The organism is Acetobacter orleanensis (assembly GCF_001581005.1).
GTDB lineage: Bacteria > Pseudomonadota > Alphaproteobacteria > Acetobacterales > Acetobacteraceae > Acetobacter > Acetobacter orleanensis.
The window spans coordinates 41,555-60,074 of the sequence record NZ_LHZV01000051.1 but is presented as its reverse complement, the minus strand read 5'-3'; the positions used below and the strand labels follow the sequence as shown (position 1 = coordinate 60,074).

The window sequence follows — 18,520 nt, the reverse complement described above, 5'->3', positions numbered from 1 at the left end:
TAGGGGTTCACGCACGATTTTCAGGGGTAAATCCTTATTCCAAGGACCCCCCCCTATAGAACCCCCCCGATTTTAGGGGTTCACGCACGGTTTTCAGGGGTAAATCCTTGGTCCAAGGAAAAACCGCCGAAAACACGACAAAAACCGGAGTGGAGGGCAAAACAGAATCCGCGCTTTTCCGGAAAAATTCTTAACAAAAAAGACCCCGAAAAAGCGGCAAAATCGACCATGCCGCTCCACAACCATGACAGCAAAAACAGACCTTAAAACGCCTCTGTGAAGAATTTTATACAGCTCGCTCATAAACATTAGAGCCTCAAATAAACGAATACAGAGACGTTTTAAGGGGTGATTAGATCATTTTTGAAGAAAGAGAACGACAGCTTTGTCAGAAGCCAGAATGAGAAAGAAAGAGACATAAATAACATTACAAAGCTGTTAAATAAGTCAAAAAGAGAGAAAGATGGCACGATACCGTGTTTTTGGTGCAGGGCACCGAAAAACACTTCGTGCTGACTGCCTTGCGGCGCCAGGTGGTCAGTAAAAGAACATATTTAAGTTATTGATTTGTAGTGAAATTTCTCCGCCTTCTGGCTCGTCCGGGAGCGTGGAAAAGCCCGGAAATGCGACAATTACTGTAAGCAAAAAATACAACAATTTTTCCACAAACATAAATGGTGGTGAAAATGATAAAATTCTCGAAAAATAGACGACAGAAGTCGTGCGTGACTTTTTCTGTGCCTGAGTGAGCGTGCGGTCGGCAGTGATGTGTCTGCGTTACGGAGAAATTGGGTCTGTGTTTTTGTGGGAGCTGTAGCCTGCCAGGGACAAGGGCAGTGTTTGAGGCTGCAGTGCCAGCCTCCCCACAAAAGGAAGAAGTGCCTCATGGCACGGCTTCTTTACGGGCTTACTTCCTTTCATGGAATTACAATGTCTACGCTTTCAACAAAAACCAGCAGTTCGTCTGTCCTGTCCTCTATCTTTTATCCTACCAAAGAGGATCTGCGGCTTTATAAAAACATGACTCTCGCCTTGGGTGCGCCGCCCAATTCTCACATGTTCCGATTTATGGGAGCAGCCGGGCAGCATCTCGTTTTTATTGGCGAGAGCGGCACGCTTGAATGGTCTCGTGTGCAGAAAACAGCTGCCGGTCGCTGGCCTCATTTGCCTGTCTCTGGGCCAGTTGCAACTGACGGCACAATCCTGGATTCTCTGCCGGAACGGATTGTCTATCAGATGCTCTGCACTCTGAAGCGCCGTAACATGCATGTTGATGTGCACGAACCCATCTGTCTTGATGAGGGGCTTTTTCGTGCCGATATAACGTTACGGAAAGGAAATGTTTCCCGCTATATCGAAGTCGTGGGCTGCTGTGGCTCTGATCGTGTCACACGCAATGAAGAGGAACGCAGATGGCTTGCACGTCTTGATCAGCGTCTCAGCTTTTATCGTGCTCTCGACATAACACCAGTCGTGGTCTGGCTCGACATGTTTGCCCGTCCCGCGGAGCTGAAAGATCTCTGCATCGATCTCGTCGATGATGTTGCACTGCGGGGAGCCTGATTATGACAATAGTAAAAGAAGATACGACTATCCTGCCGTGCTGGCGCGAGGGCACAATCCGGCTCCTCGATATTGCGCCCACAGGTCCCGGACAGCCCCAGCTTGCAGAGGGGCTACCGATATCGCTTGCCTATTGTGATCTTGTGATGCGACCTGACTACACATTTGCCGACGTGAATGGGGGAGTTTTCCAAGGCGTGTTGCAGAAAGTCCCCGGTGAGCGGGGAGGAAGTGACTTCGTTGTTGAAGACCGTCTCTTCAACGCGGTGTTTCCACATGATCAGAAACTTCCCCTGTGTCTGGCGGGTTATAATGTCTCGTTTCTGCACCGCCTACTTGGTGCTCCGTGGGGAGAACGACCGCATCAACTGTGTCTCCACAGGCTCGCGCGGATTTATAATCTCGGCAAAAGCAGTGACTATTCTTTAGCAGAACTGGTCGAGTATCTTCAGCCCAGTTTTGAAGTCCCGTGGTTTGAATGTGAAGCTTTCACACGGATGATGCAGTCGCGTGTTGTCTTGCGTCACCTTCTTGCGGAGAGCCGTTTGAATATGCTGGCAGCGCTTTCTGTTGCCCGCACGCCGCCTCCACCCACTTCAGAACCATTTGGGAAGGTACAGGGGTGGCAGGTTATGGAAGACCGCGTCTACCGAGATTTTGAGTAACGGATCAAAAAGATAAGGACGGGAAGGGGGCTGCTCAGTGCAGTCCCCTTTTTCCTCTGAGGCATCTGTGGATGCCGTTTGATTGGTTTCCGTAGGTTACCTAACCCGTGGAAGTTCGGCGTTTTCCTTAGTCTTTTTGAGAATTTGAGAAGCTTTCGAAGGGTTGTCGCCCTTCTCCCCAGAAAAGGAAAAGGTCATCGTGTGTTCGTGGCATCGGGGATCCCGTGTCACTGCGCGCGAGGATTTTCTTCATTTTCTAGGATAACGACTTTTCAGAAAGAAAATTATCCATGTCAAATCAATTCTGCGCGACTTCAGCGCCGGTTCAGGATGTTTACGAAATCATGCTGATCATACGTGCAGCACTCATCGCCGGCCTGAAAGAGGTGCGTGATGGGTCCACAGATACGCTTGATGGCCTGATTTTGCTGGCCGAGGATCTGGCCGAGAAGCTTGAACGGGCGTGTGAAGCGCTGGAAGCCTCTGCCAACCAGAGTTGACCGGTCGACTGCTGCCTGTTCGCAGGCAGCAGTTTTTCCAGACAGAGGGAATCTTTGAAACAATGAGCCTGTTTTTGAAATCTATCGTTTTTTATGAAAGGTTTCGTGACAGAAGAAAATTGACGCGCGTGCGTCCGCTGATCCTGTAAAGTGAACTGGCAATCAGCAGATGCTCCAGGGCCTGTTGCGCCTCTCTGTGGACGGGACGTTCCAGAATCAGGTGTTGCGGATAAAGCATCGGAGAGACATTTCTAAAATAGGTGTCCAGCACAGCATGTTCCATTCCTTCGATATCAAGCTTCATCAGAGTGATGGTCTTTAGACCAGCTTCCTGGACAATATCTTTGAGAGGACGAACGGAGATGGTTGCCGCCTGTTGTCCCGTCTGTGTTTTTTTGTAAGTGACGGCGGAGATCTGGCCGCTGCCGAGGTCATGGTGGCGGGGCCTCAGTTGTCCATTTCCCGATGTCGCGCCCGCCGCGCAGGAAACGCACCAGATCGGAAGGGGCTCATTCAGGGCGAGTGTTTCCCGAAACCGATCCATCAGAACCGGATTGGCTTCAACCGCTAAAATTTTACGTGTGTGGCAACGGGCCGCGTACAGGGAGAAAAACCCCATATTTGCGCCAATATCCACGAAACTGGCGTCCGGGGAGAGAATGCGGCGTAGCCAGCAAAGTTCACGTCTCTTATAAAGTGCACCACAGACCGCACCCTTGGCATCGGTCTGGTTATCGCGCGGATAAAATCTGACCCGATAGCCAAACAAGGTGCCATCTACGATCTGGGGTCCCTGCTGGAACCATGAGACTGCGACACGCCGTAAGCGTCCTCGTCCGAGCGGGCGTTCATGCATCAGCATGCGGGCAAGGTGCTGGCGGCGTGTCATGGGATAGCTGCCGAACGGGGCAAGTGCAGCCTGACCCGGCCTGGTTTCTGTCAGCGGGGGAAGGGCAGGGGAGAACAGCACAGAGAACTCCTGAGATCGCCGCCAGAAAACAGGCGGCATTTCTCAGGAACAAATACTGCGAAGAAACCCATGCAACAAGCGAAAAAATGACTATAATCTACGAAAAATCATTTGTAGCGCATTGCGGAGCCTTTCTCGGGGCTTCTTAACGCTTGGGAACGCCCCCAGTCCAGAGCACTTCCCCGACAATCTTCAGGTCGGAGGCTTCGTCCTGTGTCAGATCCTGAGGGGGATAGCGGTCATTGTCAGCGATGACGCGCAGGCCGCCTCCCAGTCGGCGTTCAAGTCGCCGGATCAGGATACTGTCGTCCACAGCAAGAGCGAACAGGCCGCTACCATGAATTTGCTGATTGGCGGTATCGAGGATCACGAGATCGTTCTCGACCAGAGTGGGGAGCATGGCATCCCCAATGACGCTCACGAGCCGTAAGGCTGTGCCATCTTGTCGGAAGGTTCTGGCAAGCCAGCTTTTGCTGATACGCAGCCCGTCTTCGCGGTTGTCCAGCCAGGGGATGACGGCCTGATGACCGCCCCTGGCGGGCGCTTCCTCCGGTGTCTGGTGAGGGGGTGGTTCTTCTCCGACGCCATAAGCCAGCCAGTCGAGAGACACACCGCAGACCCGTGCCAGAGAGGCGATGGAAGAGAACTTCATTTCTCCGCCATTCATATAGTCGCGCAGGGTTGTGTAGGGCACGCCGGCTGCTTTGGCTGCGCGTGTAATACCGATGGCCTGAGCCGCCTGACGGAGCCGCTCTCCCCGTTCACGCATGAGGGTCAGTTGATCATCCATGAGCGGGCGCTTTCGGTTGCGTCGGGACATTAAACCTCCAGAAGAACAGGGAGGCTTGAAATATGCAGAAAACCGCTTGTATGTATAGTCGGAACATCGTATGAATTGAGAAAGGTTAATGTGCGAGGCGTCGTGGTTTGCAAGCTGAACTTCGCATGAAACCCTCGTCTTGTCGAAGGGATTATGATGTCTGCGTCTTATGAAAATACCTCGGATCCTCGTCTCGAAGAGTTACATGCCGGCCTGCACGACGTGTTCAGGCTGGTGGAACTGGAGCACGGATTGCTCAGAAGCCGGCTGGATGATCTGCGTGGCGATAGTGATGGAGCCCGTCTGCTGGAAGGGCTGATCGTTCTGGGCGCTGTCCTGCAGCAGCGGCTCTCGCATCTGCTGGGCCTGTGTCGTGATATCGGGCGGCTTTAAGTGAATAAACAGGACGGGAGGCGTAGATGCTGACACTGCTAGGCGGGCTCGTTGTGATTGCGGTCATCGGGCTGGGTGCGGTCTTTCTGGCAACGGACATCATGATACCAGTGGGGATCATGCTGATTGTCGCCGGTCTTGTGCATGAGGTGTTTCATGGGTGAGCACGATGCATCTGGCGCGCAGTCTTCCAGTCGGCTGGAGCAGCGTCGGGCCGAGTATGAAGCCGAATTCGGGGAAATTGAAGCCAAGCACAGAGAAGAATACCGGATCGCACAGCATGGCAGTGTGATGGGGCAGGTTCTGTGTGGTGTTGCGATTGGACTTTGGTGGCACCCCTTCATTGCCTTTGCTGCAGGGATCGGCCTGTGGGGGAGCGTTAAAGAAGTGCGCAAGAAATGCGACGCTGATGCTCACAGGCGTCAGCTCTACGGTGTGGAGTGACGAGAGGGCAGGGACCTCTCATCCAGCCGACCAATGAGACGCTATTTCTAAAATACGATTACAGGAAAATAGAAAATGACAAGAAAAATGATAACTCTGTCTCTCATGCTCTGTGCGGCCAGTGGTCTGGTGTCGACAGCGCAGGCACAGGATGCGGGAACGGCGTTTCACGAGTTAAAAAGCTATCCGGGCAGTGACCTGCCTGTTGCAACAGCAAAAGATGATGCCGTATTGCGGCATGTTCCTGATCTGGAAAAAACCGCACACGGATATAAAAATGTCTGTGGGAACCGGAACAGGATCGGCGTTCTACATCTTGATCTTGGTGGTGTTCTGCAGGGTGCGACCGTGACCTATGATCCAGATTCATGTTGGGGGCAGACAGGGGGTGAACTCACTGTTCTCGATCGTGACAATCGGGTTGTCTGGCACAATGGTGCTGTCGATATAACCGTTCTGTCGACCACACAGGATGGCGTGCATGATCTGTCTTTTGGGCAACCGGGCAGCACACAGCCTGTCTGGAGATGGGATGGTCCGACACATCAGTATAAATTCCTGAGAACATTCCACGGCTAAACGGTTTTCCAGTAGGAAAGCTGTGCTGTGAGGACATCCAGTCTCTCGTTGCGACCGATGTCCTCACAATAATCTCCAGTTGAAAAAATGGATTTCTCCCCGATGCCTGATGTCTCGGTGCGTCCTGCTGTGACGTGTCCAGTGTGTCACGCTGTGTGTCACCCACAGCTTGAGAAGAATGGTTACAGGATTGTGCGCTGTTCAAACTGCGCGTTCCTGTTTGTTGATCCCATGCCGACTGAGGCGGTTATCGCCGCCTATTATGCGACGACCTACCGGGGCGCGTGTGCGGATTTCTATCCCAAGGATCGCTCCCGCCGGTGGCGCGCATTCTGGCGGAGTCTGTGGTTTATTCCATATGTGTATCATCGTGACATAGTGGATCTGGGGTGTGGCGGTGGACACATGCTGTCGGCTCTGTGTCGTTTTGCGCGAAGTGGCACGGGGGTTGATCTGAGCGAGAACAGCATTGCCTTTGCACGGCGCAGTTTTCCAGAGCAGAGGTTTTTTGCCGAGGATATTGAAGCCTTTGCAAAACGGGAGCTGCGCTTTGATTTTGTGTTTTCGTCAGAATTGCTGGAGCATCTGAGAAGTCCTGTGATGTTCATGGAAACCCTTCGGGCCATCACACGGCCAAACGCGGTTGTCTATCTCTCTGCACCGGATGCGGGCCACCGGGCTACACCGCAGAATCTGGCGGCATGGCCCGATATCTGTCCGCCGGAGCATCTGCAATGGTTTAATGAAACCAATCTGACCATGCTCTTTAAGCAGTACGGCTTTATACCTCTGCGACGGCACAAAACAACGCAGCCTGCGCATTCCGTTTTTTTCAGGCGTGTTGGATGAGCGAGGGGCTTTTGCTCCTCAGCTTCATGGTGTGAGTGATTTCGACATCCACTCAAAGTCCTGACAGATTTCTGACTCCTTTGGTAAGGAGAAGCACTACGTTATCTTCCTTCTGGATCGTACTGTGCTGCCAGCATCTGTCTGCCAGGCACTATGTGTCGGCTGGCGTCGAATAGAGCCACCATATTCTTGGGAATGGCTGCAATGGGGGGCAAGCAGAATGTCTGCCATTGGAAACGGGGGATCGAAAGAAGCCGTTCGCAGCACTGATATTCCTGTTGGACAGCTACCGAACAAGCAACTAGACTTCAGGAACTCCCGCCCTGTTCTTCCCAAAGGCTTGCCAGGTTACCATGGAGATGGGTTATCAGCTTGTTAGAACACCGTAGCGCTTGAACAAAGCCTCGAAGAAAGTCTTCACATTTGCCTTGGCTTCTGGTGCCTGCAGTTCCACAGCTCCAAAGCGAAAGACTTCATAGCCCGCAAGTTTGAGTTCGCGATCACCCCGGACCATCTGTGCATAGCGTTGCACATCGGCATTTCCTACGCTGTCCGCGTAGTGGTGCTTTCCGTCCACTTCGATGACAACCCGAACCCCCTGCCGCAACAGCAGCAGGAAGTCCATGCGAAAGCGCAAAAGTGCATCCGGCCCCCGCTCCTTGACAGTAAGTGGATCCCAGTGAAGCCATACTTCCGGTATCAGTGCTGGCAAGTTCGGTACGGCACTGCGGAACGCCTCAAAGAAGGCCTCGAACAACAAGGTCTGTGGCGGAGAGTTGCGAGGCAAGCTGGCTTTGAGACGCGTATACAGCGAGCGCTTGGCTTGCTCGGCATCAGCGATCTGCTCTGTATCACTCCACCACTGCTGCAGATCGTTCCAGCGCAGTCCATCATTACCAATGGGACGGTCATAAACGAGCACCTTATCGGCATTCGTGACGATCTCGACGTCATTATCCAGCGCATCGCGGAAACGTAGATCGGGCTTGTCGGGTGAGGCAAAGATAAGATTTTTCGGTCGGCCTTTGACTGCCGCGTGCGATGAAACGATCGAAAAGACCGGGTAACCTCCCTCCAAATCAGTCTCACGCAACTCAACACCGCAGTTGCGCAACATCTCGTTAACGCACGCTACAAAGTGGCGTTGTGCTGCCTCGTCGGGCCGCACATCGGCGGAAGCCAGTCCTTCAAGAAACAGCGCAAAGCGGCGATCGGAAGCATCATAGGCACCCAATTGGTCGAACAGCGTTTCCACCGACCAGTCCCCTGGATTCTGGTGGACGTGCTGCTGAATGTCCGCGCGCAACCCTATGGGCTTGCCACTCATTACGTGAAGCCAGTCGTCGGTATCTAATATCCACAACCGATTCAGAAGGTCATCGAACCTGCTAGCGTCCCCATACAATTCCTCGCCATTGAGTCTTCGAGCGACCTCACGCCGATAACGCCTGGGGATCGACGGCCCCCCTCTGTCGCTCCAGAGAAGGTCCTGGATCTGATTGCGGGTCGCGGCAGCCGGTGGACGAAAATCCAACAGCTTGCATGCAATTGCAGGTAGATCGGTGTCGGCCACGGCCTCAATACTGGAGGCCATACAATCACGCTTGGTGCCGTTAGCAACAGGCGCGGGCAACCCCAATTCTTCGCAAAGCGTCGGCAGCGTAGAACGCGGGCCGACGTCCTTTAAGGCGATGATAAGCGGAGACAATAAAGAGCGAAGTTGCGTGTAGTCCATCGCTTACGATTCAAGCTAGAAGTGGCATGGTGCACAGCAGAGCGTCGATCTGACCGGAGAAATCCTGCTACCACTGCTCGGGCGTACGATCACGTAGAGCGTACATGTCTTCGACGAGGCGTCTTACATAGGTTGGCCCGTAACAGCATACTGGTCAAGGTCGACCTTGAGCATGACCTTTGGCCTTGGCGGTATGAACTTCATTGAACTGGTTTGGGTTTCAATGTGAGTGATGGGGAGTGTATGCCTTCCTCGACGATAGGTTCTCCACCAGAGGAGCGAGAGGGCGGCAAGGAGAAAGGCGACCGTGTGAACACAAACACGATAAGTTCACCGAATGTCCGCTTCGGTGGGTAGCTAATGGGAAGCTGTATGTTCGACAGAACGGTAACTGCCGCGTGTCTGGTTCCATATTGCTGGGCAGACAGACAGTTTAGGGGGGGGGATTACGGAATGTCGGTTGTCGGGAAGGCCTGACCGAAAGCTGCCATTCGCAGCGCTCACGTTCATGACGGCTTCCGACCAACTCCAGCCATTCCGTGGTCGACGCTTGAATGTCTACTCATCCCGGAACTGGCCATTCGCACACCATTCAGCGGACCGACGGCAACATGCGCTAAGGCCGTCGTCGGCCGGTTCACACGATTCCTAATTATCGATCGGGGGGCTTTCCAAGTGCTACCGTCGCATATCTGGGCTAGGCGCCACGAAGCGGCGCCCCAAGCCAGACCTCCCGAACGCTTCCGCATTTAATGATCCTTGCCTGACGATCGATTGTACTGCCCGAATAAGGTGGATCGTCCAGGCAAGCAGATTTACTTTTTTCTGTGACGCCTGCCAGCGTTAGCTGGATTGGTCCGGGGTCTTTGCCGCGATATCGCGCGCCGGACGCGCGATCGCCATGATAGTCGGTCTGGACATAGGCCTCGGCTTTCAATATGGCGAAGTGGTTGTTGATTGGGGTAGCTTTGAATGAGCGCAGGTATCGAAAACGACGTCTACCGGCGCTACGGGGTCAGTCTCGCCGACTTCCCAAAACTGGATGTCCCTTCGGGTCATTCCGACGAGGCCGAGCTGTTCTGCGCGAAGGCAGCTTGGGCAGCCTACAGTGTTTATCCGACACTGCCTCATGACGCAGATAAGGATCGCATTCCCTCGCGCTTTGCCGATTCCTTCGCCGCGCAATCGGTGGTGATCGAGCAGGCCATTGATCCCGAGGGAGGCGAGGCGCGGGAAGATTTTGAGTCGCGGCGGGGCTATCGGACGCTTGCAGTGGATCGTGCGGGCGCGCTCATGATCTGGGATGAGGACCGGCTCGTCCTGGCCTTTCGTGGTACGGCCAACTGGCAAGACTGGATCCACAACTTTGCCGGGGATGCAATTGCACCGCCTGACCGCCATGGCGAAAAGAGGTATACGCTGCACAAGGGGTTCACGGGCCTTGCGGCCAACCTCTATCCAGCGGTCGTCCAACTGCTTGAGAGCTATGTTGAGTCGAGATCGCGTGTGAATGGCAAACCTCTCGATCTGATTGTCTGCGGTCATAGCCTCGGCGGCGCCTTGGCGCTCAATTTCGCGCGGCAATATCACTCGGACACCTGGCACGACTATCGCGGCATGTTGCATCGGAGCGGAGTTAAAAACCTGCGCTTGGTGTCGAGTTTTACCTTTGGCACGCCGCGGATCGGAAAGGGCGTGATCTGGGAAGCCATCTCGCGGCCGCACTACCGCCTCGTCGTGCGTGGAGATCCTGTCCCGAAAACCCCGCCGATGTTCGACGAGGATTTCGAGGCGACCTATCTTGAAAAGTACGACAAGCCTGCTGTGCAGCCTGAGAGGGCCATCGGGAAGATCATGAGAGCGTTCCGCACCAGGAAATTAAGCCCGGTCGATTTCAGCGCGCACGATATCGAAGCCTATATCGACGCCATTGCTGCGAAGATCTTGGCTGCAAGCGGCGGTAAGTGACGGCCCCGCCAGACTCGGCATGATCGGGAGAAAGGGACGGTGGGGGGGGGTACGCCAAAATTCACCGTCCCGAGTCGTCTGTAGGCTCTAGGAATGCCCTAAGATATGTTTGAATTTTTGGGATCTCGGGGGCCCTTATAGATCAAGAGCAGAAAAATGACCCCGGCAGCATGGAAAAGGCGCACATGATGATCGAATTGACCGACCGTGATTGGTCTCCTTACGATTGTATCCCTGATTCATTGCCAGCTCGTTGCGAGCCACATGCCGCCTTGGACCTAATTAGAAGCCGAGAATGAGCGATCCGCGCTGCTGGTCCTCCAGCGAAATGACGTAGTGGACGAAGGCCTGGCATTCGTCGATCGCTCGCTCGATCAGGTTTCTGAGCGTGTCGAGCGTGGTGCGTTGTCGGTCGTTCAGACCGGATAGCGCTTCACCAATCTCATTGACGTCGTGATTGGCGGCGAACATGAACATTTTGCCGAGCAAGCCCGTCAGGGCGTCCGAAACCTGCACCCAGGGCACAGTCCGGGAGTCGACGAAGGTGAAATTCGTCAGCAGCGAAGTACCATCCGCGAGGTTCAGGCCAGCCAGATAACTCTGGATCACCTTCTCGATGTCGAGGACGTGCGCCGAATGTTTGAACAGCGACAGTCGGTGCAGGTAAAAGCTGCCGAAGCCGTCAATCAGCACATTGGCGGTTTCGTCCTCCAGATAGGGGAGGCTTTCTAGGCCCGTCGCGATCTTCAGCACCCCTTGAGCATCTGAAAATTGAAGTCGGGAAACCAAGCTCGTCTCGCTTCGAGCAAGTCGCGCAATTCTGCAATGAAGGACGCCCGGTTGGCTCGACCGACATCAAGATAGCTGTAGCGGCCGAGAAACTCCGCAGTCTCGCCAGGACTGTCCCGCAGCAGCGTGAAGATATCGTTTTTCAAAAGCGGCGCGATTGCCATGAGTTCGTGGGCGCCATGTTCATCAATGATCGAGTCAATGACATCGACAATCGACCAATAGAGCGGGTCGAGTACCTGATAGTGTATGAAGACATTGGCAGCGGATAGCCAATCGAGGAAGGCACCGATCTTGGGTGCGTTCAGCAGGCTCAGGAAGTCGCCCTTGCCAAGCTGCTCCAGCTTCAGTTCCAACGATGATTTCTGGAGATGGAAGGCCTGTCGCAACTCCTCAAAATCGAGGGCGGGCGCTGGGCCGAGGTGAGCGACTCCGCCCAGCACGAAACATTGGGGAGCCCGGACGTTCAGACCGTTCGGCGTCAGGTGGAGCCGTCGAATGTTGTTGGTTTCATCGTAATGGAGCGTAAAAACACGGTCGAGGCCGGTCAGCCCGTTTAAGAGGATCGCTGGGTCGCGGATGACATTGATGTCGAGCATGTTAGCACTGTATCCTTCCTTCTCGTTTGCGCTGGTTCGAGTTAGAGAGCGGTATGTCCTCTGGTAATAAAAAGACCCGCGCAAAGGCGAAGCGCCCCGACCCGATGCGAGACCTAGTCGCAAACGCCGTCGATTTTCTGACGCTTGCGACGGAAGAGTTCAAGGAAAGGCCGAAGCATTCAATCATCGCCTTTCATTCGGCTGTCGAGCTGTTTCTGAAAGCGCGGCTGTTGGAGGAGCATTGGAGCCTGGTCGTGAGTAAGACGCCCGATCTGGCGAGCTTCGAGAGCGGCGATTTCGTATCGGTCACGTTCGAGGAGGCTTGCCAGCGCCTTGCGAAGATCGTGGGGAGCCCGCCCACCGACCGCGTTCGCCAGACGCTCGACGTCATACGGAAGCACCGCAACAAGATGGTCCACTTTTTTCAGGACATCGACGATCCAGTGGTGCGCGAGCAGATCGCGATGGAGGAGCTCAACGCGTGGCACGCACTAGTCGGCCTGATCGGTGGCCAGTGGCGGGATGTATTTGAGCGCTTCGACCTCGACATAGAGGCGCTCGACGGCCGGTTTGCCGAACACCGTCTCTATCTTCAGACGCGTTTTACCAGCCTCGCCGAGAAGCTTTCCAGCCTGAAGGGCGAAGGCAAGGTGCTGGCGGCATGTGGCCGATGCGGTTTCGAGGCTGCCGAGACGGCGGTCGTACTGCACGAGCTTCACTGCGCGAAATGCCATGTCTGCCATTTCGTACCTCACTGGCTCGCGCTGGAATGCACCCATTGTTCGGCGGAGTTTCGAGCCGATGGCGACGAAACGTCGACCTGCGAAGTCTGCGACACGGTCTTTGATGCATCAGATATCGCTGAAATCGTCGATGACGATCCGGTCACTACGGACAATTATTATGATCGGGTCACGCCGGCCAATTGCACGCGTTGCGACGGACATCAGACCGTCGTCTCTTTCCATGACCATTATCTCTGTACCGGATGTCTTGAGCTTACCGATCACATCAGCGCCTGTGGCTGGTGCGGGGAAGGTAGCAACGGTGACATGGAGGGAAGCGAATGGAAGGGCTGCAATTATTGTGACGGCCGCAAGGGCTGGGATCGCGATTAGCCAGCGGCCCTCCCCGCCAAAGCGTAAATCAATATTGTCGTAGAAGCAGAAAGTTGGCTGGCCGTCGCGGCAGCTTACATATCAAAAGCAGATATTTAGAACTAGGCTTGCGAATGGCAGCAAAGTCCCAAACTTGGCCTATTGACGTGGGTGTGGCGACGTCAGCTTTCGGGAAACTACAAAAATCGTCAAGACGTCCAAGATGAGGGCGGAAGCCGCCGCTGCGCATCTCGCACTTCGCAAGTGCGGCCGATCTCTCGCGTCGTCAGTCGAAGGACGCATCACACCGGGAGAGTGTGGCTTCGTCTCCGGTTCGCATTTAGCGTGTCTTTCCATCCGTTGCGCTGTCTGAACCGCGCCGGAACGGCGCCAGCCTGTCGGAAAGATAAAGTCGGTTCATCCGCCGCAACTCATCGGGCGCGCCCGACGTCGTGGGCGCGTCGTTCGCGAGCATGCCGCGCAAGACTTTCATGGTGTTCAGAACGACCGCCGCGATGTCTTTCGCCAGCGCCTCATCCAGTCCCGGCGCACACACGCGCAGAGCCGCCGCAATTCCGGCCACGGCATGACCTCGCGCGCGGTCGCGGATCTCCATCTTGTCAGTCCGCGCCTCCATCAGGGCGGACAGCGATTTCACACGCGGATGAAGCGTGACAAGCAGTTCGATCAGGATATCCGCCAACGCTTCCGGCGAAAGCGTGGCCGCACGTTTGGCAAGTGCTGCGTATTCGTCTTCCAGAATGGCGATATGCCGCTGCACCAGAGCGTCCGCCACAGCCTCCTTGTTCGGAAAGAAGCGATAGAGCGAGCCGATCTTCGCCCCGGCGCGCGCGGCGATCTCCGCCATGGTCGTCGCCTCGTAACCGCGTTCCGCCATCAGGTCGGACGCAGCCGCGAGCAGTTCCTCGACGCGCTGGCGTCCGGCCGAGCGTAGCGGCTGAAGAGGTGTCCGTTTTGCTCTTGACTTATTTGAGTCCATCCTCAAATAATGCTCCTGTTTGAGTATATGCTCAACTTCTAACGGTTCCGTGCGGTCTGGACAACGCTTCGGGACGGTCGCGCGAACGTCAACAGGGAAGCTCACGCCATGATTTCACTTCCGCCCACCCGGACGGCCCTCGTCCTGATCGATCTCCAGAAGGGAATCACGGGACTGCCTTTGGCCCCGATACCGGGGGCCACGATCGTCGAACGATCGAAAGAACTCGCGGCGCGTTTCCGGGCCGCCGGTGCTCCCGTCATTCTGGTGAATGTCGCGTTCGCGCCCGATTTCGCGGACGCGGTGCATGCGGTCGTCGATCGCTCCTTTTCGCCGCCCGGAGGCTTTGCTCCCGACTGGACCGAACTGGTTGACGGGCTCGCCGGACCGAATGATCTGCGTATCACGAAACGGCAATGGGGTGCCTTCTACGGCACGGATCTTGACCTCCAACTGCGGCGACGCGGGATCACGACCATCGTGGTCGGTGGAATCGCCACCAATCTGGGTGTGGAATCTACCGCCAGAGCGGCGCATGAGCACGGATATAACGTCGTGCTCGTCGAGGATATCATGTCCACATTCACCGAAGAGATGCAGCGCTTTGCCTGCGAAGAGATTTTTCCCCGTCTTGGCCGGGTGACGACGAGCGACGCGATCGCGCTGGATGCGTAAACGCATGGCTCATGTCTGCGCGTCTCACGGTTTCCCGCGAGATCATTCATGAACGCCAGAACGTCGTTGCCAGCCTTAGACCCGGATCAACTGCCTCCGGGCACCTGGAAAATCGTGAGCGTCGCGGCGGTCGGATCTTTCATGGCGCAACTGGACGCCACGATCGTCAATGTGTCGCTACCAGATCTCGTCGCGACCCTGCACGCTCCGTTTTCACACATTCAATGGGTGGTCAGCGGCTATCTGCTGGCGCTCGCCCTGACGTTGCCACTGAATGGATGGCTCGTAAGCCGCCTCGGGGGGCGAGCGGTCTATTTATGGTGCTTCGGTGCCTTCACGCTGACATCAGGCCTGTGCGCACTAGCGTGGTCTGCGCCGTCCCTGATCGTATTCCGGCTGCTGCAAGGCATGGCGGGCGGACTGCTCGCCCCTATGGCGCAGATGACAGTAGCTCGTGTGGCGGGCCGACAGATGCCGAGGGTCGCGAGCGCGATGACGGCACCTGTTCTGCTCGCGCCGCTTCTTGGACCCGTCGTCGCCGGTGCCATTCTCTCCGTCGCGTCCTGGCGATGGATTTTTCTTCTCAATGTGCCGGTCGGGCTTGCGGCTTTTGCCCTTGCCGTTCTGTTTCTCCCTGACGATCGACATGACGAGCGTTTCCGTCCACTTGACCTGACAGGGCTAGGATTTCTCGCGCCCGCTCTCGTCTCGTTTCTTTACGGCATGGATCATGTCGCCCGGCCTTATGGACAGGCGACCTTAGGCGCGTCCCTCGTGCTGTTCGTCCTGTATGTCCGATCCGCGCGACGCAAGGGTGATGACGCGCTGATCGACCTGCGCCTGCTGCGTGCGCCTGCCTTTTCGGTGTCGGCGATCATCATGTTTCTGACGAACGGGGTATCGTTCGCTGGTCAGATGCTTCTACCCATATGGCTGATCCACGCCTGCGGTGTCTCGCCCGAGCGGACGGGCCTGTTCATGGCACCCCTGGGTCTGGGGATGATGTGCGTCTATCCGCTCATTGGGCGTCTGAGTGACCGGTTTGACGCGCGCGATCTGACCGGTTGCGGGGCTCTTATCTCGTTGGTCGGAACAGTGATTTTGGTGGTGCTTGCCTATAGCGGTCTGAACGTTGCCCTGCTGAGCGTCGCCCTGCTTCTGCGCGGTGGTGGCGGAGGAGCCGTGGGCATTCCGGCGATGAGCGCGGGGTATGCGTCGATCGCTCGGGACGATATTCCCATGGCAACGACCGCGCTGAACATCATGCAAAGGATCGGGGGGCCGACGTTGACCACGGTGTGCGCCACATTCCTTGGATGGCGGCTCGCGACAACCGGTCCGTCTCATATCCCATCAGAGGCTTTTGCGGAAGCATTTGGAGTGCTCGCGTTATTTCATGGCGTTCTGCTGCTCACGACGCGCTTCATCAACCACCCAGAAAATAGCCGCGAACCTCGACAACCTTCGACGTGACTGTACTTTGAGCGGTCACCAAAAAAAACAAATTCAGGCAAGCTCTGCTGAATTTTTCTGCTTTGAGGGCGATTGCCGTCAGTCTGCTGTTGTCATGCCGAAGAGTAAGGGAAGATGAGAATGGAAAGGTGTGTTTCAGGCGCGGTGTGAGAAACGATCCCATGCGGTAATTTCACGGGTGAGTAGAGCGACCTCACGAAGATAGATTTCCGTTTTCAGGAAATGCAGTTCGTCTTCTTTTTGGGCTTGTGGCACTTCCGTAAACCACGCTTTGGGGCGACCATCGGTGCCGTCATTCCAGCGGTAGCCACGGGCCTTGAGTTTCTCTTTGAGATCAAAAGGCGCATTTTCTGCCCAGATCTGCCAGCGGGGTTGCCGCGCTTCCTGAAGCAGGGCGGAGAGGGCTGGGGTCTGTGTTTTAGGCAGACGTGTGGTGAGCAGGGTAACACCAGCCAGACAATCATCGGCGGCCCGGTGTCCATCAAAAAACCATCCGGCCTGCATGACGAGATAGCCAAGGCTGCGCCCTTCAAAGCCTTCTGCCTGCCAGGGCACATCTTCCATGGAGCAGGCCCAGGGCACTGTGGAAAACCCCTCCCAGAAGCGTTCGGCAAACAGCCTGTCAAATCTGGCATTATGGGCAACGATGAGGGCTGCCTGTGTCGCGAACTGGGCGACCTCTTCAGGGGCTATGGTTTTACCTGCAACCATCTCCTGTGTGATGCCGGTGAGGGCGGTTATTTCGGGAGGGATGGGGTGGGAAGGCTCTCTCAGACGATTGAAGGCTGGTAAGGTGCCGAGAATGCGGCCATCCAGCGTATAGACAAACGGCACCATCCCGAATTCGATGATTTCATGACAGGCCGGGTCGAGGCCGGTCGTTTCCAGATCCAGAAAAAGGCCTATACGGGTGTGATCACGTGGCCCCTGCGTCTCAAGCGGAAGGGGTGCGATACGACGTAAGACCCGGTAAGCGCCCGTGGCTTCCAAGGTGCGTGCTTGGGCTTCCAAAGGCGCGTGTTTCACAGAAGTTCTCCCTTACAGTCTGGTATGATAGACAGGAGACAGTCCGTTACAGGCTATGGCAGCATTAGAAGGGAAAAGTCTCATGCGAAAAGCCAGTTTTATCCTCGCGACAGCTCTTGGTCTTTTAGGGCCTGTTGGTTGTTTTGCCCAGTCATCGGGGGACTGGTTGCCACAATCAGGTGTGAAATCTCCCTATAGTCCTTTAGCGGTTCCCACGATGTTGAAACCGCTCCCGATGTCTTTGACCGAGTTATTGAACAAGGGCTTCAAGGTCATCAGCACGACGGACTATTCGGGGCAAGGGGTTCTTTTAACAATAGAAGGGCGTAAGCAGACGGTGTTGTGTGTGTTAACTGCACCTAATCCCCAGACAGATCAGAATGTGCCGACGTCACGCTGTTGGGCCTTGAATTAAGCGACCGATTTCCTGTCATACATTGATTGGAAAGAGGTGTTCGGTTGAGCGAAGGTGAATCTTTCTTTGGGTTGTGTCCTGGCGGTTATGGGTGGCTTCACGGCCTAACAGGTCATGAAGCCAAAGCTCTCGAATGTGACTTTCCTGATTTCTGAGCGTTGTTGAAACCAGATGGCGAAAGGAATGAAGGGTGACCTGCGTTGGCTTGTTCAGGTGCCGTTTATGTTGGGAAAAGGTCAGGTCAAAATTGGCTCCCGTACCCCGAAATTGGAGATAGGCACTTCAATGAAGAAAGAGAGGCCGGTGTTTCTGAATTCCGTAGAGACGTAAGCGGAAGTTATCTTCAGTGTACATTTTGGTGATCGTCAGAATATCTGATGCATCTGTATTGTACCCAGAGAGCGAACAGAACCTTCCGGATATGACAGGCTTGTTTTCTCGCGGGCAAAAGCGAGGAGTGCTGTTTTTTTAATGGTTCTCAGTTTGTCATGAAACCTGTTGCAAGACCAAGAAAACCATAGGCCCAAAGAAGATAGGTCATGAACAGTGCCATCATGACTGCGGTCCAATGCGCCATCTGTTTCTGACTGCGTTGTTCGGTCTTGCGGGGACGGCCAGGTCGACGTTTGACCGTGACGGGTTCTGGCGTAGCGGGTTGATAGCCAGTTGTCCGCTGATCGATAAACGCATCCAGAGCGGCGATTGGAAAAGCCCTGTCCCGTTTGCCATAGGTTACGGAAGCTGGACCACGTCCCTCGCTGACCAGATTCCGTAATCGGCCATGGCTAATGCCCAGATAGGTTGCGGCATCGCGATAGCGCAAAACTTTAGGCGTGACGGGTGACTGGGCCAAGGATGCAGGACTCCCCAAAAGACACAAGATTCCAGATTGTTTTTTGGGGGGAGAAGAACGGTGTTGAACCGTGAAAACCTGATAGCACAGGACGAGAGATCAGAGAA

20 protein-coding genes are annotated in these 18,520 nt (G+C 55.3%); 12 read left to right on the top strand and 8 right to left on the bottom strand.

The annotated features are described in order from the left end of the window. Positions 1 to 885: 885 nt before the first annotated feature. The 3 genes from AD949_RS03860 (at position 886) to AD949_RS03850 (ending at position 2,728) form a co-directional block, all read left to right on the top strand. Complete coding sequence (locus AD949_RS03860; protein ID WP_244463476.1) at positions 886 to 1,563, top strand: hypothetical protein; 678 nt, start codon at positions 886 to 888, stop codon at positions 1,561 to 1,563. Positions 1,564 to 1,565: 2 nt separating this feature from the next. Continuing rightward, positions 1,566 to 2,228, top strand: a complete 663-nt coding sequence (locus tag AD949_RS03855) for a hypothetical protein (RefSeq protein ID WP_061504633.1) — start codon at positions 1,566 to 1,568, stop codon at positions 2,226 to 2,228. A 290-nt stretch (positions 2,229 to 2,518) separates the two neighbouring features. Next, a complete protein-coding gene (locus tag AD949_RS03850; RefSeq protein ID WP_048837076.1) occupies positions 2,519 to 2,728 on the top strand; it encodes a hypothetical protein in 210 nt (69 codons plus the stop codon). A gap of 91 nt (positions 2,729 to 2,819) precedes the next feature. On the opposite strand, the gene AD949_RS03845 is transcribed toward AD949_RS03850, so the two are convergent. Together AD949_RS03845 and AD949_RS03840 are read right to left on the bottom strand one after the other, a co-directional pair. Further along, positions 2,820 to 3,698 carry an FkbM family methyltransferase gene (locus AD949_RS03845; protein ID WP_048837077.1) on the bottom strand — a complete coding sequence of 293 codons (879 nt, stop codon included), beginning with the start codon at positions 3,696 to 3,698 and terminating at the stop codon, positions 2,820 to 2,822. Positions 3,699 to 3,843: 145 nt separating this feature from the next. Beyond that, entirely contained in the window at positions 3,844 to 4,488 is a 645-nt protein-coding gene (locus AD949_RS03840) for an XRE family transcriptional regulator (protein ID WP_048837090.1), read from the bottom strand. 183 nt (positions 4,489 to 4,671) lie between these two features. On the opposite strand from AD949_RS03840, the gene AD949_RS03835 reads away from it, so the two are divergent. From AD949_RS03835 to AD949_RS03820, 5 genes are all read left to right on the top strand, one after another. After that, positions 4,672 to 4,911 carry a hypothetical protein gene (locus tag AD949_RS03835; RefSeq protein WP_048837078.1) on the top strand — a complete coding sequence of 80 codons (240 nt, stop codon included), beginning with the start codon at positions 4,672 to 4,674 and terminating at the stop codon, positions 4,909 to 4,911. A 26-nt stretch (positions 4,912 to 4,937) separates the two neighbouring features. Next, entirely contained in the window at positions 4,938 to 5,075 is a 138-nt protein-coding gene (locus AD949_RS14025) for a hypothetical protein (RefSeq protein WP_156102453.1), read from the top strand. Next, positions 5,068 to 5,355 carry a hypothetical protein gene (locus AD949_RS03830; protein ID WP_020943931.1) on the top strand — a complete coding sequence of 96 codons (288 nt, stop codon included), beginning with the start codon at positions 5,068 to 5,070 and terminating at the stop codon, positions 5,353 to 5,355. The genes AD949_RS14025 and AD949_RS03830 overlap by 8 nt, the downstream gene beginning before the upstream one ends. Positions 5,356 to 5,430: 75 nt before the next feature. Further along, positions 5,431 to 5,934 carry a hypothetical protein gene (locus tag AD949_RS03825; RefSeq protein ID WP_048837079.1) on the top strand — a complete coding sequence of 168 codons (504 nt, stop codon included), beginning with the start codon at positions 5,431 to 5,433 and terminating at the stop codon, positions 5,932 to 5,934. A gap of 192 nt (positions 5,935 to 6,126) precedes the next feature. Then, positions 6,127 to 6,783 (top strand): class I SAM-dependent methyltransferase, encoded by a 657-nt coding sequence (locus AD949_RS03820; protein WP_048837080.1) that lies wholly within the window; start codon positions 6,127 to 6,129, stop codon positions 6,781 to 6,783. A gap of 367 nt (positions 6,784 to 7,150) precedes the next feature. Here AD949_RS03820 and AD949_RS03815 read toward each other — a convergent pair whose 3' ends face one another. After that, positions 7,151 to 8,518 carry an AbiJ-related protein gene (locus AD949_RS03815; RefSeq protein WP_048837081.1) on the bottom strand — a complete coding sequence of 456 codons (1,368 nt, stop codon included), beginning with the start codon at positions 8,516 to 8,518 and terminating at the stop codon, positions 7,151 to 7,153. Positions 8,519 to 9,490: 972 nt separating this feature from the next. Here AD949_RS03815 and AD949_RS03810 point away from each other — a divergent pair. Continuing rightward, positions 9,491 to 10,486: a lipase family protein gene (locus AD949_RS03810; RefSeq protein WP_048837082.1), complete on the top strand. Its 996-nt coding sequence runs from the start codon at positions 9,491 to 9,493 to the stop codon at positions 10,484 to 10,486. A gap of 282 nt (positions 10,487 to 10,768) precedes the next feature. Here AD949_RS03810 and AD949_RS14270 read toward each other — a convergent pair whose 3' ends face one another. After that, the gene (locus AD949_RS14270; protein ID WP_048837083.1) at positions 10,769 to 11,239 is read right to left on the bottom strand and encodes a hypothetical protein; all 471 of its coding nucleotides are present in this window, start codon (positions 11,237 to 11,239) and stop codon (positions 10,769 to 10,771) included. Next, positions 11,233 to 11,874: a hypothetical protein gene (locus tag AD949_RS14265; RefSeq protein WP_052944626.1), complete on the bottom strand. Its 642-nt coding sequence runs from the start codon at positions 11,872 to 11,874 to the stop codon at positions 11,233 to 11,235. The genes AD949_RS14270 and AD949_RS14265 overlap by 7 nt, the downstream gene beginning before the upstream one ends. Before the next feature lie 53 nt (positions 11,875 to 11,927). On the opposite strand from AD949_RS14265, the gene AD949_RS03795 reads away from it, so the two are divergent. Further along, complete coding sequence (locus AD949_RS03795) at positions 11,928 to 12,992, top strand: hypothetical protein (protein WP_141325436.1); 1,065 nt, start codon at positions 11,928 to 11,930, stop codon at positions 12,990 to 12,992. Between the two features lie 319 nt (positions 12,993 to 13,311). On the opposite strand, the gene AD949_RS03790 is transcribed toward AD949_RS03795, so the two are convergent. Beyond that, positions 13,312 to 13,971: a TetR/AcrR family transcriptional regulator gene (locus AD949_RS03790; protein WP_048837085.1), complete on the bottom strand. Its 660-nt coding sequence runs from the start codon at positions 13,969 to 13,971 to the stop codon at positions 13,312 to 13,314. A gap of 108 nt (positions 13,972 to 14,079) precedes the next feature. On the opposite strand from AD949_RS03790, the gene AD949_RS03785 reads away from it, so the two are divergent. After that, a complete protein-coding gene (locus tag AD949_RS03785) occupies positions 14,080 to 14,646 on the top strand; it encodes a hydrolase (RefSeq protein WP_048837086.1) in 567 nt (188 codons plus the stop codon). A gap of 48 nt (positions 14,647 to 14,694) precedes the next feature. Then, positions 14,695 to 16,119, top strand: coding sequence for a DHA2 family efflux MFS transporter permease subunit (locus tag AD949_RS03780; protein ID WP_048837087.1), 1,425 nt, complete (start codon positions 14,695 to 14,697; stop codon positions 16,117 to 16,119). 135 nt (positions 16,120 to 16,254) lie between these two features. Here AD949_RS03780 and AD949_RS03775 read toward each other — a convergent pair whose 3' ends face one another. Together AD949_RS03775 and AD949_RS03765 are read right to left on the bottom strand one after the other, a co-directional pair. Further along, positions 16,255 to 17,145: a 3'-5' exonuclease gene (locus AD949_RS03775; RefSeq protein WP_006560305.1), complete on the bottom strand. Its 891-nt coding sequence runs from the start codon at positions 17,143 to 17,145 to the stop codon at positions 16,255 to 16,257. Between the two features lie 893 nt (positions 17,146 to 18,038). Then, entirely contained in the window at positions 18,039 to 18,413 is a 375-nt protein-coding gene (locus AD949_RS03765; RefSeq protein WP_052944628.1) for a helix-turn-helix transcriptional regulator, read from the bottom strand. Between the last annotated feature and the right edge of the window lie 107 nt (positions 18,414 to 18,520).